General features: G+C 39.8%; 10 protein-coding genes. 2 read left to right on the plus strand and 8 right to left on the minus strand.

The window, feature by feature from the left end; genetic code table 11:
- Positions 1-35: 35 nt before the first annotated feature.
- From BUA88_RS07140 to BUA88_RS07150, 3 genes are all read right to left on the minus strand, one after another.
- Entirely contained in the window at positions 36-635 is a 600-nt protein-coding gene (locus BUA88_RS07140; RefSeq protein WP_072915007.1) for a cytidylate kinase-like family protein, read from the minus strand.
- Positions 636-834: 199 nt separating this feature from the next.
- The gene (locus BUA88_RS07145) at positions 835-2,184 is read right to left on the minus strand and encodes an ArsB/NhaD family transporter (protein WP_072915012.1); all 1,350 of its coding nucleotides are present in this window, start codon (positions 2,182-2,184) and stop codon (positions 835-837) included.
- Positions 2,185-2,261: 77 nt separating this feature from the next.
- Positions 2,262-5,009 (minus strand): glycoside hydrolase family 3 protein, encoded by a 2,748-nt coding sequence (locus BUA88_RS07150; RefSeq protein ID WP_083572430.1) that lies wholly within the window; start codon positions 5,007-5,009, stop codon positions 2,262-2,264.
- Between the two features lie 150 nt (positions 5,010-5,159).
- On the opposite strand from BUA88_RS07150, the gene metF reads away from it, so the two are divergent.
- Together metF and epsC are read left to right on the plus strand one after the other, a co-directional pair.
- Positions 5,160-6,011, plus strand: a complete 852-nt coding sequence (metF, locus tag BUA88_RS07155) for a methylenetetrahydrofolate reductase [NAD(P)H] (RefSeq protein ID WP_072915019.1) — start codon at positions 5,160-5,162, stop codon at positions 6,009-6,011.
- Between the two features lie 72 nt (positions 6,012-6,083).
- Positions 6,084-6,965 (plus strand): serine O-acetyltransferase EpsC, encoded by an 882-nt coding sequence (gene epsC / locus BUA88_RS07160; RefSeq protein ID WP_072915023.1) that lies wholly within the window; start codon positions 6,084-6,086, stop codon positions 6,963-6,965.
- Positions 6,966-7,000: 35 nt separating this feature from the next.
- On the opposite strand, the gene BUA88_RS07165 is transcribed toward epsC, so the two are convergent.
- The 5 genes from BUA88_RS07165 to BUA88_RS07185 all read right to left on the minus strand — a co-directional run bounded on the left by BUA88_RS07165 (position 7,001) and on the right by BUA88_RS07185 (position 15,863).
- Positions 7,001-7,780: an SDR family oxidoreductase gene (locus tag BUA88_RS07165; protein WP_072915027.1), complete on the minus strand. Its 780-nt coding sequence runs from the start codon at positions 7,778-7,780 to the stop codon at positions 7,001-7,003.
- A 48-nt stretch (positions 7,781-7,828) separates the two neighbouring features.
- Positions 7,829-8,770 (minus strand): P1 family peptidase, encoded by a 942-nt coding sequence (locus BUA88_RS07170; protein ID WP_072915030.1) that lies wholly within the window; start codon positions 8,768-8,770, stop codon positions 7,829-7,831.
- A gap of 22 nt (positions 8,771-8,792) precedes the next feature.
- Positions 8,793-10,385 carry an RsiV family protein gene (locus tag BUA88_RS07175; RefSeq protein WP_072915035.1) on the minus strand — a complete coding sequence of 531 codons (1,593 nt, stop codon included), beginning with the start codon at positions 10,383-10,385 and terminating at the stop codon, positions 8,793-8,795.
- Positions 10,386-10,547: 162 nt separating this feature from the next.
- Positions 10,548-12,056: a flotillin family protein gene (locus BUA88_RS07180; protein WP_072915040.1), complete on the minus strand. Its 1,509-nt coding sequence runs from the start codon at positions 12,054-12,056 to the stop codon at positions 10,548-10,550.
- Between the two features lie 96 nt (positions 12,057-12,152).
- The gene (locus BUA88_RS07185; protein ID WP_072915043.1) at positions 12,153-15,863 is read right to left on the minus strand and encodes a C1 family peptidase; all 3,711 of its coding nucleotides are present in this window, start codon (positions 15,861-15,863) and stop codon (positions 12,153-12,155) included.
- Positions 15,864-15,899: the final 36 nt, after the last annotated feature.

A 15,899-nucleotide genomic window follows, 5' to 3' on the forward strand; every position in this document is an offset into this window, starting at 1 on the left:
CCAAAATCCTTCTAAAACTAACTATAACTAAAACATTACTGCTCTTTTGATTTCAAATAAGTAGAAAGCATACTATATAAGGCCTCCGCTGTAGCCTCTACCCCCATCAAGGAACTATTGACACAGAAATCATAGCCCCTGCTATCGCCCCATTTCATCTTTGAGTAGTAGTTGTGATAAGCCTTTCTCTTCTTATCATGGCGGAACATCTTCGCCTTCGCTTCAATCCTATTAAGCTTGTAAAGACGACTAATTCTTTCCACCTTAGCATCTTCCTCACCTCTGACGAAGATAGAGATAAGAGCTGGATTATCACGCAAAACATTTTCTGCGCATCTACCAACTACAACAAAGCTTTCGCCCGATTCAGCTTTCTCTCTGATGAAATTAAATTGAAGTTGTGCAATGGAATCCTGAACAGAAGAAGAATGCCCTCTGACGGTACGATGAAGACCCTGGCGTTTCATTTCCTCGTGCTTGTAAAGATTTTCAGCATCGATTCCATTACGTTCTGCCAGCTGATCTAGCATGTTGCGATCATACATAGGTACATTGAAACGTTCTGCCAAAATTGAAGCGATGTAATGACCTCCGCTTCCGTACTCTCTACCAACTGAAATGATAAACTGCCCCATAAACTAACCCCCTTCAGTATTTTGTTAATTTTATTTTATATGATTATTCAAATAATTAAAAGCCCAAAAAAGCCTTTAGTTACGCTCTCAAGCCTAAAAAAAGCCTTCAGTTACACTCTCAATCCTGAGTGTTGACCGGTCGCGAGATTGGCTTCCGGTTCAACACTCAGAGATTGATAGCTACTGAAGGCTAATCGACTTATAGATAACGCAAATAAATATTAAGCATCGATACGACAAGTACAATGATTGTGCCTGGTACCAATTCTTTACAGTAGGTTGCCCAGCTGATAGGATAACCTTCCTTACCTGCTGTAGAGATACCAACTACGTTAGCTGATGCTCCGATTGGAGTCATGCTGCCGCCGATATCTGTACCAACTGCAAGTGTCCAAGCCATTGTAGAAAGATCGACGCCTGTAGCCTGTGCCAACGCATTGATAACAGGAATCATTGTAGCTGAGAATGGAATGTTATCAATGAATGCTGATGCTACTGCACTTACCCAAAGAATAATCGCAATCATAACATGAGCATTACCACCTGAAATCTTTGCAATAACATTTGCGATAGTAACAAGTACTCCTGTCTCCTCCAGACCACCAACTACAACGAAAAGCCCGATGAAGAAAAGAAGTGTCTCATAATCTACTTTTGTGATAAGCTCTTTGAATCTCTTTCTTCCTGCGCATAATGTGATAATTGCCACAAACACACCAATGAATGCTACAGTAAGACCTGTCATAGCATGTGTAATAAGAAGTCCAACTGCGATGGCGAAAATTACCACGCTCCAGAAGAACATCTTCTTATCATCAATTTTAACATCTACATCGATTGTACTAGGGTCTACCTTGTCTCCTGGAGCCTGTAAACGATTACGCATTGTAAAGTAAAAATAGATAATGATAATTATCAGTGAAACACCAGCAAGCGCTCCAGTATTCATTACGAAATCTGCAAATGAATAACCAAGCGATGTACCAATGATAATATTTGGTGGATCACCGCACATTGTGGCACTACCGCCAAGGTTTGCACAGAAAATCTCCGCCATGATAACAGGCACTGGATTAAACTTTAGTGTACGTGCCAAACGGATTGTAACTGCTGCAAGGAACAGTATTACTGTGATTGAATCAATGAACATGGCAAGTACTGATGAAAGTACCATGAAAGCCACAAAAATCTTTCTAGGCTCATAGTGTGCGAGCTTTGCTATCTTTAGACAAAGCCAGTCAAAGAATCCTGCCGCTGCCATTCCTTCTACCATCACCATCATACCCCAAAGGAAAATGATAGTAGCCCAGTTAATACCTGAGGTCTGCTCTGCTGCCTCTCCTGCTGAATACCAAAAACTAGTTTTAAAAATGTTCTTAAATGCTAACGTATTTACGAATGCCTGAGCATCTCTCAAACCAATACCAAATACAAAAATACTGGTAAGAGCAGCACAGCACAGTGTGACATAATGCTTTGGAAATCTATCCCATACAATCAGCACGAACATAGCCACGAAAATGACTATAGCTAATATTTCTGCTAACATAAAAACTCCCTTCGTATACTTTTTATTTCCAACATATTGTATACGAAGAGAGTTGCTTTTTGAATAAACATTTTGCACTAAATGTTTGCATTTTCTATTAATTTTTTCATAGATGCAGTATTCTTATATTCATTTAATAAGTGAATGACTGCCTGCTGCAAATCGCCGAGAGCAAGATATGGACCACGATTGAATCCTTTGTAAGTGATTTTGGTTGTTCCATCAACTTCTTCCTTGATTTTGCACACGCCAGCTTTTTGCAATTCTATAGCTTTATCACTAATTTTTTTGCCTGGTTCAACGATTGTAGAAACAATGGAATCTCCCTTCTTATCCAATTTGAAGGAACCCCATTTTTCATACCTTATCATTGGCATCCCATAAAGATATGCTCGTTCAACAATTGATACATATCCATCTGGCTCAAATGTAGGCGAAACATTCATCATAGACTCCAGAAGTTTATCAGGATCATAACCTGGCATTATCAAATCACAGCCTGCATGAATATCCTCACCCTTGTCAGATATTGATCCCCAGTCAGACATTATGAAACCATTAAATCCCCAATCAACTCTGGCAATATCTGTAATAAGCCCCTTCTGTGAAGATGTATACTTTCCATTTATTCTGTTTCCTGAAGTCAAAAATCCTGCTGGCTTAATAATGCTCACGCACGCAGAGAATGGTCTCAGATAAATCTCAGCAAATGCCCTTCTTGTAAGATTAATATCAGCATCCCATGCAAAGGTCTCCTGGTTAAATGTAACGAGATTCTTGATAATTACATTTCTACCCTCATATCTCTTTACGCCCATGATGAAACCTGCACCGAGAACACCTGACAAAGCTGGGTCCTCAGAATAAAACTCAAATCCTCTACACCACATTGGATTTCGATTTACGTTTAATGATGGCGCCAAACAATAGTCAATGTCATAGGCTTCCATCTCACGACCATATGCACGGCCCATTCTGATCATAGCGCTCATATCCCAAGTCTGAGCCATATTAAGCGGAGATGGGAAGCAGGTACAAGGTATTCCTACGATTCTTAAACCAGAAGGACCATCTGCAAATCTCACTCGTGGAATTCCAAGAGTAGTCTCAAACTGATTTGTTGTCATTGCGGCTGTATCTATCTTCTTATCCTCATTATTAAACTTGAAGCGAAATCTACTGTCATTATCAAGTCTAGATTCTTCAACGGAACCAATAACGATACGTGCCAATATTTCTGGAGATAACGATGCAATAAATTCCTCCATTGTTACCTTGCCCTTTACCACATCTATAAACGTGGCGCTTCCGCAAGGTTTTACCTTCTCAATCTTCTCGTAAGCTCGGAAAGGTATATCATAAGCATTTTTATTTACATAAGATAGATACTTGCTTCCCTCTGTAATGTAAGTAGTAAATTCCTCCTGAGGATTTACAACTTTATTAAGTGAATTATAGTCATCCCCTGATAGAGATGCCACAAGAATATACCCCGTTTCTTCTTCCTTCCTAGGTGGTGGTGTCAGGAATTTTCCAAAATCTCTTTCCTCTACAAACTGGGTTACCTTTTTTATTATAGTAGTCTTATCCAATACCATCTTTGCGCAAATCTTTGTATCCCTTGAATTGCTTCCCAGTCTGAAAATATAATCCCCCTGTTCCATAAGGAATTCAGATTTTTCTTCGTCGAAAGATGTTATTGCCATCATTGGAATCTTAACTGTAATTTCTTCTGACTCTCCTGGCTTTATCTTGCCAGTCTTACCAAAACCACAAAGCACCTGATAAGGCTTATCTATTTTTCCTTCTGGCAACGAGCAGTATACCTGTACTACCTGGCGTCCTGAGCAGCTACCAGTATTTGTAACCTTCACTCGCATCATAATTGAAATCCAGCTGGCTTCGAAATATTCCAAACTCATATCGAAGCTGGTGTAGCTGAGTCCATATCCGAATGGGTACAATGGAGTGATATCAAACGTATCAAAATAACGGTATCCGACGTAGATACCTTCTTTATAATCTATATTCTTGTTCTTAACTGCTTTTTCAGTTGCTGCGTGGGTATAACAAGTAGAGTAATCTTTGAATTTTTTAGCCCATGTTCCTGTAAGGCGACCACTTGGATTGACTGCTCCTGTCAGAACATCCGCAAGAGAATTTCCTGCCTCCATTCCCGGTACGCCCATCAAAATTATTCCTTTAACATTTTTCATTCGAGCTACTGCTGCAATTTCCAGCGCATTGGAATTCAATACAAGGATTACGTTTTTAAAAGAATCATTTATAAGATTTATATTATCAAGCTCTTCTTTTGAAAGCTGATATGTCTTGTTTGTCTCAAAAAACTGAGAATCATCGATAAATGGTCTTCTTGCCACATAAATACATGTGTCTGTACCAAGAATAGCTTCTGCCATATCAGCTTCTGAAATAGGCACTTCAGGAGAGAGCATCTTCATTCCACCAAACACAACATTCACTCTGTTTTTAGAATCTGAATACTCCTTCTCAGCCTGTTTTACGGCCTTTTCCATTTTGTTAAGCCAGCTTTCTGTGCTGAATGAAAAACCGTTATTTTCAAGACCTTCTCTAACATTTACATTTTTATCTGTATAAACCCTATTATAAAAAATGCCGCAAAAAAGAGTGTCAACAGCACCTGCTCCAAATAACGCAATCTTACCTTTTGAAATAGGCAGAATTCCATTATTCTTCAGCAATACCATACTGTCGGCACCAAGCTGACGGACTAAGTCCCTGTGCTCAAGGAATAGCATTGTTCCCCCTTTAGTAATTATTCCCCTCAATTGTCTCAGGTTCATCTTCTAGTACTCCTTAGCAATTACATAACCCCGAAAAATCCCTCCCCAGAAATCTTTCATTTCGACAAATAATATGATAATATTTTTTTATTTAAAAAATGTGATAAAAAAGTGAATTTTACGCATTTTCAAACGATTAAGGAGGCCTGCATGTTTAAAGATATGTTCGAAAGAGATTCCTCTCTTTCATTTGAAGTATTCCCACCTAAAAAAGATGACGAATTCGAAAACTGCTACAATGTTTTAGATTCACTCGCTGAAATCAATCCTGATTTCATCAGTGTAACCTATGGTGCTGGCGGCAGCCGTTCAAAGAAAACTGTAGATATCGCTTCGTATATACAGAATCAATTAAAGATAGATGCCATGGCACACATGACCTGTGTGGGTTCTTCTGAGGAAGATATCTTAGCTGTCACAAGGGACCTTGAAGCCGTTGGTGTTAATCACGTTCTTGCCCTTCGCGGAGATAAGCCACGAGATATGTCAGATGAACAATTTGAGCAGCGAATCTTTCCTCATGCAACCGACCTAATACATTTTATTAATCAAAATACTAATTTAATTGTATCAGCATCTTGTTACCCTGAAAAGCATCCAGAAGCAATTTCTATGGATTCTGATATAGCTTTTATGAAAATGAAGCAGGATATGGGTGCCGAGATGTTTATTTCACAGCTCTTCTTTGATAATGCAGATTTTTACAGGTTCATCGAGCGTACCCGTCGTGCCGAAATTACAGTACCTATTGTGGCTGGTATTATGCCTATCACATCTGCAAAACAAATTGGCTCAACTGTTACTCTTGCAGGTTCATCCGTTCCAAAGAAGCTTGCTGATATTTGCGCTCGCTACGGAGATTCTCCTGATGATATGCGCAAGGCTGGTATCGCATATGCGATAGACCAAATCAATGACTTAAAGCGTTGTGGAATGGGACATATTCACATCTATTGTATGAACAAGCCTAAGATGACAAAAGAAATTTGTGATGCCATATAAACATAGATTGATAGCTACATGCTTCTTAATGTGTTAGAATTCTTTATATATCTATATTCGAGGAGAAATATAATGGATGGTAAAAAGATTGAGCAGGAGATTCTAGAAATCACCGAAGAGCTCATAAAGGATTATAAATCAGACCGTGCAATCGATAAGATGGATACTTTCCATCAGCCAAACAAGGACAGTATTATCGATATTACTAAGAAGCTTCTTAGAATCGTTTATCCTGGCTACTATAGAGATCATGTTTACAAGGTATACAATGTCGAAACTAACCTTAATACCTTGATGGAGGATGTTGTTTACAATCTCAATAAGCAGATTGCTCTTATCCTCTGCTACAGTGCAGATTACTGCGGATGCTGTGACGATGAGTGCGCTACAAAGGCCGAGGAACTTTCACTTGCATTTTTAAAGCGTATCCCAAAGGTTCGAGCATTGCTTGATACAGATCTTCAAGCCGCATATGATGGTGACCCTGCCGCTACAAGCATCGATGAAATTATCTTTGCTTATCCTGGCATTTTGGCTATTACGATTTATCGTTTGGCCCACGAACTTTATGATCTAGGAGTACCTATTATTCCTCGTATTATGACTGAGCATGCTCATTCTCTTACTGGAATAGATATTCATCCAGGTGCTACCATTGGAGAATACTTCTTTATCGACCACGGCACAGGTATAGTAGTTGGTGAGACTACCGTCATTGGAAAAAATGTAAAAATATATCAGGGTGTTACCCTTGGTGCTCTTTCAACAAGAGGAGGTCAGAATCTTCGTGGTGTACGCCGTCACCCTACTATTGAAGACAACGTTACTATTTACTCTAACGCTTCCGTTCTTGGCGGAGACACAGTAATCGGACACGATTCAATCATTGGAGGTTCTACCTTCATCACCGAATCAGTTCCACCAGAATCAAGAATTTATTATGATGTTAAATAAAATTAAGGCCTGCTCTACTGAGCAGACCTTTTTTATTACATACAAGTATATCCACCATCTACCGGAAGAATCACTCCATTTACATATGTACTTGCAGGTGACGCAAGGAAAATTGCAGCTGTGTCCAGCTCTCCCTCTTTACCATATCTGCTAAGTGGAATCATAGTCTTAGCGTACTGCTGGAAAAACTCGCTATCAAGAGTCTCCTTTGTAAGAGGAGTTTCAAAATATCCTGGACATATCGCATTTACGGTAATCCCCTTTGTTCCCCACTCAGATGCAAGGGCTCTTGTAAGATTTACAACACCACCTTTTGCAGCATGATAAGCAGCAGCTGGTGCAATGTTATTTCCAACAAGACCATACATTGAAGCAATATTTATCACACGTCCATAGCCAGCAGGAATCATCGCCTTCTTAGCAACTGCTCTGGCCATCTTAAAACTTCCAGTAAGATCGATAGCGACCTCACCTTCAAACTGAGAATCTTCCATATCTTCAGCTGATGTAGCTCCAGAACCAGTGCCTGCGTTATTGATAAGGATATCGATTCGTCCAAACTCTTTAAGGACCTCATCCACTGCCGAATTTACTCTGTCTGTATCTGTGATGTCACAAGGAACTCCTATAGCCTTTACTCCAAATTCCTTTGAAATCTCAGCGGCAACCTCTTCAATAAGATTCTGACGTCTGGCCACAGCAACGATGTTGCACCCCTGTATAGCCAACGCCTTTGCCATCTGCACTCCAAGACCTGACGAACATCCTGTCACTAGTGCAACATGTCCCGTTAAATCAAAATAATTCTTTCCCATTCTTTTCTTCCTCCAATTTCCCTCTTTAATTTAATAACAATCCCCATTTTATTGGGATACGCTTCTCTTAATCGCCTCGCAAATCACATGGTTAGCAAGTGTTCCAACCACATCAAGGGTCGCCTGCACCTCACCAATAGACATGGCGTATATGCTGTCTCCGTCCATGGATGTATGAACTGGTCTAATAGAACGAGCATATCCGTCATGTCCCATTCCCGCAAGCTTGCAAAGCTGAGACTTGTTAAACTTAGCATTTGTAAGAATTATTCCAATAGTTGTATTTGTAGTCATTCCTACAGGAGGATTTACATACATTTCATACAAGAGTTCTTCGCTGGAAACTTTATTTAAGCCTGTGCCTTTTTCATTTTTAACACCTGCAATTCTCTTGCCATTATTTGCATCGTAAACATCACCAATTGCATTTGTGCAGATGATAGCGCCAATCTTTAAATCACCGAGTTCCACTGCATAGCTTCCCAGGCCTGACTTCCAACATCTATCTGGACCAAGCATTTTTCCTACTGTAGCGCCACAGCCTGCGCCCACACTTCCATCCTTGTAGTTTCCCTTTTTACCTTTGAACGCCAGCTTAGTAGCCTTATATCCCATAGCCTTATCTGGGTATACATCACTGCGTCCATACTGCAAATCAAAAATATCTGACTGACAAACTAAAGGAACTACCACATCCCCTACTGGGAATCCGATTTTATTCTCGGAAAGATACTGCATTACGCCACTGGCAGCTTCCAATCCAAAAGCAGAACCTCCACCTAAAACAACACTGTGAATTACCTCTGCTGCTGCAAGGGGATCTAAAAGTCCTGTTTCGCGACCTGCCGGGCCACCGCCTCTTATATCTAGTCCACAAGGTGCTCCCTCTGGTGCCACAATAACTGTAACTCCAGTGCCTGCTTTCTTATCTTCTGTCTGACCAATGCGTACATTACCAATAGAGTTGATATCGATTTCTTTAAGCTTCATTTTCCCCTCCCCTTATTAAAATTTATCTATTAATCTGATACGTATATGCGGTATTGTAAGTAGCCACATAAAGTGTATCATCTTTTATTTCAAACTGATCTGCAGCTGATTCCAGCTTAATCTGTTCTACCTTTTCTCCAGTATTTTTATCAAGAAGATATAAGTAATCTGGCTCTGCTGTGAAGCCGTATCCACAAATTATTGTATCATCCACAATCTGGAAATTGCAGGCATTGCTTACCTGTGGCTCACTTCTCCATATTACCTTGTCAGTACTCATATCTATGGCCACCATATAGCCCGACCATGGTGCTTCGGAAGTATATCCATTATGTGCCAGTGATACATAAAGCACACCATCCATAGCCTTTGCCCAATGAATATACTGACTGGATTCTTTTCCCTCTTCTTCATCAGGTCCATTGCAAAGAACAGACATATCATAAGTATGAAGAAGCTCATTAGTTTCATAATCATACAGGAATAATGTTGTGAACTCATATCCCCAATCACCACCATCACCTGGTGCGTAATAATAGTTTCCATCACCATAGCTTAAGAACGGTTCTTCAAAGCCATTCTTCTCTCGCCATACTGAAGTATCCAGCCAATCACTCTTATCCTTGCTTGTCTCTGTAAGTGTTATGTGCTTAGCTGCTGCTGGCTTTGCAGAATCACTTACATATTTATGCCAGGTTGGGTTAGCTACAGTTATGCCTGCGGCTCCACCATCGTACTCATAGTCTTCGCCATCACCCATTTTTTGAGGAGCAACTGTCTCTGTCTCAGCTGTCTCCTTTGTAACAATTGACTCCAAATCCTGCTTTTTTGAAAGCTTATAGTTTTTCTGAATGATACCTGGAATATCATCATCGCTAATAACTACATCCATATCTCCTGCTGCATAGCTTGCAATTTCATATGGCGAAAAATATATATGAATACCCTCATATGACATGGTCCAAGTATAGCTGTCTTCGCTCATCTTGATTTCGAATGGATCACCCTCCATTGCGCACTCACATACCAGGTAATTTTCTATTTCCTCTTTATTTTCAGGATACTTTTCAAATGTCTTTTCACGTATTTTCTTCCAAAGTGCCTCTTTATCTGTTACCACCTCATCTAATCCAATTCTGTGCCCTGTAGTGGTATCTATATTTAATGAATAATTATAATGGCTTGGGTGTGCGCTATCTGCGTCTGAATAGCTTGAGAGAAGCACAGAAAAAAGCTTGCTATCTGCACGAACTACCTCAAGAGTATTCTCATCTATATACTCTCCTGAAGTAGCAGCCTCTTCCTCAGCATAATCCTTACTCATATGTCCGAAATCTGCTACAGATGATCTTGCACTTTCTGCCCAGCTTGAATTTGAATCAGCTATGGTGCTTGCAAGATTTGGGAAGCTATCAGCATATTCCTCTGAAAGAATTATTTCTGGATAGCAGCCTGTGGCATATACAGTTTCTCCATCCTTTGCCTCAAGTGGATGGTTTACGATTGTGACACCAATCTTGGTATCATCCCCTATAATATTTTTTACATTATCACAGCCAACTAACGACAGGGAACACGCCACTGCCACAAAGCAAGCTAGCAATCTCTTTTTCATTACATCATTTCCTTTCAAATCTAATTCTCAATTAATAAACCCACCTTTATGATATTACCAAATAATAAAAATTATGGCTAGAATACCTTTTGGGGCTGTCAAAAAGGAGCTGACTCCTAAAAGTCAGCTCCAAAACTCGTGGTGTAGACTATGAATTAAAATTTACTTTTCTTCAGTCTTCACACTTACATCCGCACCTGTGATGTTTACATTCTTATTTACCTTAGCATCGTATGTGTTAGCTCTCATGATTTCTGAGAAGTCTACACCTGTTGCTTCGCTCATGGTATCAAATACCTGCTTCATAACGATTGGCATGTTACCAGAAATCTTTGAAGCTCCACCCTGGCCACCATCACCTGTCTCGTAGATGTTAATCTTATCAATCTGTGAAAGTGGCTTAGCAATTTCAGCCGCGATTTCTGGCATTACCTTAATCATCATCTCTGCCATAGCAGCGCCGTTGTACTTACGATATGCTTCGGCCTTCTTTTCCATTGCCTCTGCTTCTGCAAGACCTTTTGCCTTTATAGCTTCAGCCTCTGCCTTACCTTTTGCTGCGATACCAGCTGCCTCAGCATCGTACTTAGCCTTAATACCAGCTGCTTCCTGCTCTGCTGCATACTTCTGAGCCTCTGCCTGTGCCTTCTTTGCATCAGCCTCACGCTCCTGCTCGTATTTAGCAGCCTCAGCTTTCTTCTGTCTCTGAATTAATTCTGCCTCAGCTTTCTTCTCTGCCTGATACTTCTCAGCATCTGCCTGCTTTTCAATCTGAGCTGCAAGTTCCTGCTGCTTTACTACTACTTCCTTCTGCTTCAGCTCTGCCTCGCGCTCTGCCTTAGCAATCTGTGCATTTACAGTAGCAGCTTCTATTGTCTTCTGCTGTTCCTGCTGCTGGATTGAGTATGCTGCGTCGGCAACGGCGTTTGCTGTATCAGCCTGCTGCTTTAACTCTGCCTGCTTAATAGCAAGTGCATTGTTCTTCTCAGCTATTTCTGTCTGAGCTGTAACTCTTGCATCGTTTGCTGCCTTATCAGCCTCAGCCTGTGCAATAGCTACATCTCTGTCAGCCTGTGCCTTTGCAATAGCTGCGTCCTTCTTAATCTTAGCTGTGTTGTCCATACCAAGATCATTGATAAGACCATTCTCATCAGTTACATTCTGAATATTGCAAGAAAGAATCTCGATACCAAGCTTGCTCATGTCGCGTGAAGCCTTCTCCATAACCTGATCTGAGAAGCTGTCTCTATCAGTGTTGATTACCTTAAGCGAAAGGGTACCGATAATCTCACGCATGTTACCCTGTAATGAATCCTGAAGATCCTGTGTAATCTGCTCTGGGTTTTTATTAAGGAAGTTCTTTGCTGCAAGCTGAATAGCTGCTGGGTCAGTACCAATTCTTACCTTTGCAACCGCATCAACATTTACATTAATGAAATCGTTTGTAGGTACTGACTGTTCTGTTTTAATATCTACTGTCATCTGTCCAAGATAGAGCTTATCAACTCGCTCAAAGAATGGAATCTTGATACCAGCACGACCAACTAAAATTCTAGGATTCTTTCTAAGACCTGAAATGATAAATGCTCTATCAGGTGGTGCCTTTACATAACCTGCTACAATAATTAATACAAGCACAATAATTAGTGCAATAATAGGGATAAGTTCCATACATTTCCTCCTTCTGCGACTAAGTCGCTGTAACTATCTCTTGATAGTTATATGTTATAGCTTTACTTACCATTTAAACATATCTGGTTAAGAAAATTAAGATAGTATATCTCTCAATTTTTGCGAAATAATTGACCATATAGAAGTTCTTTTACTATTCTTACTTTTCTTCTTTGTCTTTTTCTCTATAGCCTTAGTGTTTTTTGTCTGTTTCTTTTTATTATTCTTTTTCTGCGCTTTAGACTTCTTTTTGTCTTTTTTCTTTTTTGAATTCTTCTTTGAGTTATTCTTGGTCTGTTTGTTTTTATTAACCTGTTTCTTAGTTGAATTCTTTTTATTATCTATCTTTTCAGTTTCAACATTCTTTGAAGAGTCATTTTCTATCTGTGTTGAGTTTTCCTCGACCAAAAGACTTGAACTCTGACTAATTACCTGCTCAGCCTCTGAGCTATTACTCTGGTATGAGCCACCATCTGAGCTATAGTGAGTCTGCTCTGGTTTAGCTATATTTTCCTCCTGAGTATCAGTCTTCTCATCAGTATTAATATCTTCTTGTTTCTCCTCAGGTTTCTCTTCCTCAGGTTTCTTTTTTTCCCTGTACTGAGGATAAAGTATCACCTCTGTATCAACTATAAATGACTTTTGATAGCTACTGTAATGACATTTAAACATCTGATCTTCTGTTATTTCAGTAACAGGCTGCTCTCCCTCAGGGTCTAGTGACCAATATGCAAATTCCATATTTGAGCCCTCAGGAATATAGCTTTCCGGTTTTATTACACTTTGCGTAGCATTATCAAGATCAGGGATTTCATAAGGCATATCATCAATACTAATCTCATAATCAATATACATTAATTCATCTGAATAGCTCTTTAAATCCTCATTTGGGGCATAGTATGCTAAATCTCCATACTGATATCCCCACTTTGGATATAAAACCAAATCACCACTTAATTCTGCCAAATCACAATTTGGCACAGGCTCAGTTAATTCCTCATCTAAATACCAGTCGTAAACCGTATATCCCTTTTTGTAAAAGCCTCCACCTATGTAATAAGGGCTATTTTCAGAATCACCAGGATAATAATATTTTGGCAACTTAGTTACTTCTACATCATCACCAAACACATACTTTAGCTTGTATGGCTCAGTCGCTGCATAGAATACGGTTCTATAGCTGTCGTAGGTTCCTATTATTGCTGTATTTCCCTTTTTCCCATAAAAGGTAACAAGTCCGTTTTCATCAACATCCGCCACATCTGGATTTCTAGACTCCCATGTAACCTTTGAAGCATCATCTACAACTGAATCTGCACCCATTACAATCTGGTAGATATCATCCTTATGTCCTCGAATGCTTTCTTCTTTGACTGTAAGTGCTTTTTTCTCACCAGAGGATTCCTCATTATTATTTGTGTAAAGGAAAATTCTTGGATCATATTCATACTCATCGCCATTTATTGTGCATCCATGATCAACTGGGCAATCTATTTTATAGGAGTCACTTGTGAGAGTGTAATTGTACTCAACAGGAACACTAACCCAACCATTATTCTTGTCAGTGTATGTAAGGGAAACCACTACATTAGTGTCTTTTTTTATCTCAATTGGATTATCCAAATGAAGTGTATAAACACCCTTAAATTTATTGGCTAAATGCCCCTTTGCAGTCTTTCCTGCAGCCTTAACTTCAACATCCATTTCCGAATAGGCATTATCTATATATGCTGCAACAGCTTCTATTGTTTCACCTGCACTTACATCATAATCTGTTGTCACAGTTGCCGACTCTGAATCAACATAATAGTTATCCCAAATCAAAGATGATGAATATGAATATGTATTGTCATAAGGATGAAGACTAGTTGTAAACGCTGTAACAGTACCTGTCCAGTTAATACCCTTATCGTAATAGGATACCCAGAAATAACCATTCATTCCATAATCATTTAGGCCCCAACTATTTCGAATTAACCAGGCTCCGTCACCAGGCGCAGTAGTTTTAAAGTTTTCAGCTGGGAATTTGTCATCCCATCCAACTATAGTAACCGCATGATCCGGCATACAATCCTCCCCATCACTATAGTTATACATGGAATCTTCCATCCAACTAAAATATTCTCCATTGGTGCAGACAAGTGTATATACCGAACCATGCTTTAAAATAGCATCTTTAACGTTATCTCTTTCGTTTATCTTTATACGATTAACACTTTCGAGTCTGACGCAATTGTAGTTCATCGCGAATACAGAATCGAGGCTCTCTTCAGCTCTGCTATAAGGAACCACTGACTCTGGAACAGCACCTACACCATTAAACATTGCGTCATAAATATATGAATCATGTCCGCCATCCTGAAGATAGTCGCTTCCTTCGCCAACAGTATATCTGTCGTTATCATGACAGTTCTTAGGGTCATCATAATAATGAGCACAAAAGTATGCCAGCTGCAATTCTGATAAATCAAAGCTACTATCAACACATGTGTTTCGGTTAATAACGTCGGTCTCAATAGCACCTACAGTTGCATGTGCCCAACATGTACCATAGTCTCCCTGATCTCGTACCGCTGGCAAGTTACCCTGCTCGTAACCATTATAAGCTGCAGGTGGTTCGTGCTCAGGGCCCTCGTAAATTTCTTTTTCATTATGCTCAACATATGGGCAATCCGGACAATCTGGGTCCTCTTCCTCTGGACAGTCCGGGCAGTCTGGATCCTCGTACTCTGGACAATCCGGACAGTCTGGGTCTTCTTCCTCTGGGCAGTCCGGGCAATCTGGGTCCTCTTCCTCTGGGCAGTCCGGGCAATCTGGGTCTTCTTCCTCCGGGCAGTCCGGGCAATCTAAATCCTCATCATACTCTGGCCAGTCTGGACACCCCAACTCCTCATATTCTGATTCCTCTGAATCGTCTTCCTCGTCATCCCAGTCAAAAAATCTAGCAAGTTTTTCCCCTGCGAAACTTCTTACCTTATGAAACAAAGACGCAAAAAATCCAGTCTTTGCCTTTTTTACTGGCGCCTCTTCTTCTACTGTATCCTTTTCCACTTCAGGATTTTCTATTCCTTCAGTTGGAATATCTTCGTTAATTACTTTTACTGTTATTTCTGGAATAGAAACCTCTTCATCTATTTCATAATCGCCCTCAATAACAGGAGAAAATGTATAGGAACCAAGCATTTCATTATAATCAGTTACCGGCTCCCACTTTGAGATTTCTATATCTATCTCATCGCCTTCTGTGTAGGCCACAAGACTCTTTGGAAACTTCTTTTTAAGGCTGAAGAAAGCCAGCTTATACTCTGTTTCAATAGGCTCAAGTTCGTCAAAGCCTATAATAAGCTCTGAGGCTTCTTCTTCTAGCTCTTTTTCCTTTAGCTCCTCTTCATCTAATTTCTCTTGATCTTCTTCCTCTGAATCTTCCTTGGATTCGTCTTGTTTTTCTTCTTCGGAATCATCCTTTACCAAACTCTCCTTTGATTCAGCTTTCTCCTCAAATTCTGGAATATCGATTTTTTCTGTGGATTCATCTAATTCGTTCTTTTCATTTTCAGATGAATTATCTTCTACTTCCTCTGTAGATTCTTCCTGGGAAATATCCTTTGAATTATCGTCTGATTTTTCTTTAGAAATTTCTTCTGAATTGTCATTAGAATTGTCTTGTTGAGCTTCTTGCGTAACTTCTGTTGTTTCTTCCTGCGATATATCTGCAGTTTCTGTAGCAATGGAAATAATACTATCGCTACAAAGCAATGAAACAAGAAGCAAGCAGGATACTGCTCGCATTTTAATCTTTGTTTTCATACATTAAACTCCATAACTTAAATATTGCCAAATTAG

The organism is Pseudobutyrivibrio xylanivorans DSM 14809 (assembly GCF_900141825.1).
Classification (GTDB): domain Bacteria; phylum Bacillota; class Clostridia; order Lachnospirales; family Lachnospiraceae; genus Pseudobutyrivibrio; species Pseudobutyrivibrio xylanivorans.

Excerpts from the sequence above, each read along its gene's own strand:
- BUA88_RS07140 (WP_072915007.1), bottom strand. The coding sequence starts at position 635 with ATGGGGCAGTTTATCATTTCAGTTGGTAGAGAGTACGGAAGCGGAGGT.
- epsC (WP_072915023.1), top strand. The coding sequence starts at position 6,084 with ATGGATGGTAAAAAGATTGAGCAGGAGATTCTAGAAATCACCGAAGAG.
- metF (WP_072915019.1), top strand. The coding sequence starts at position 5,160 with ATGTTTAAAGATATGTTCGAAAGAGATTCCTCTCTTTCATTTGAAGTA.
- BUA88_RS07175 (WP_072915035.1), bottom strand. The coding sequence starts at position 10,385 with ATGAAAAAGAGATTGCTAGCTTGCTTTGTGGCAGTGGCGTGTTCCCTG.
- BUA88_RS07185 (WP_072915043.1), bottom strand. The coding sequence starts at position 15,863 with ATGAAAACAAAGATTAAAATGCGAGCAGTATCCTGCTTGCTTCTTGTT.
- BUA88_RS07150 (WP_083572430.1), bottom strand. The coding sequence starts at position 5,009 with ATGAACCTGAGACAATTGAGGGGAATAATTACTAAAGGGGGAACAATG.
- BUA88_RS07170 (WP_072915030.1), bottom strand. The coding sequence starts at position 8,770 with ATGAAGCTTAAAGAAATCGATATCAACTCTATTGGTAATGTACGCATT.
- BUA88_RS07165 (WP_072915027.1), bottom strand. The coding sequence starts at position 7,780 with ATGGGAAAGAATTATTTTGATTTAACGGGACATGTTGCACTAGTGACA.
- BUA88_RS07145 (WP_072915012.1), bottom strand. The coding sequence starts at position 2,184 with ATGTTAGCAGAAATATTAGCTATAGTCATTTTCGTGGCTATGTTCGTG.
- BUA88_RS07180 (WP_072915040.1), bottom strand. The coding sequence starts at position 12,056 with ATGGAACTTATCCCTATTATTGCACTAATTATTGTGCTTGTATTAATT.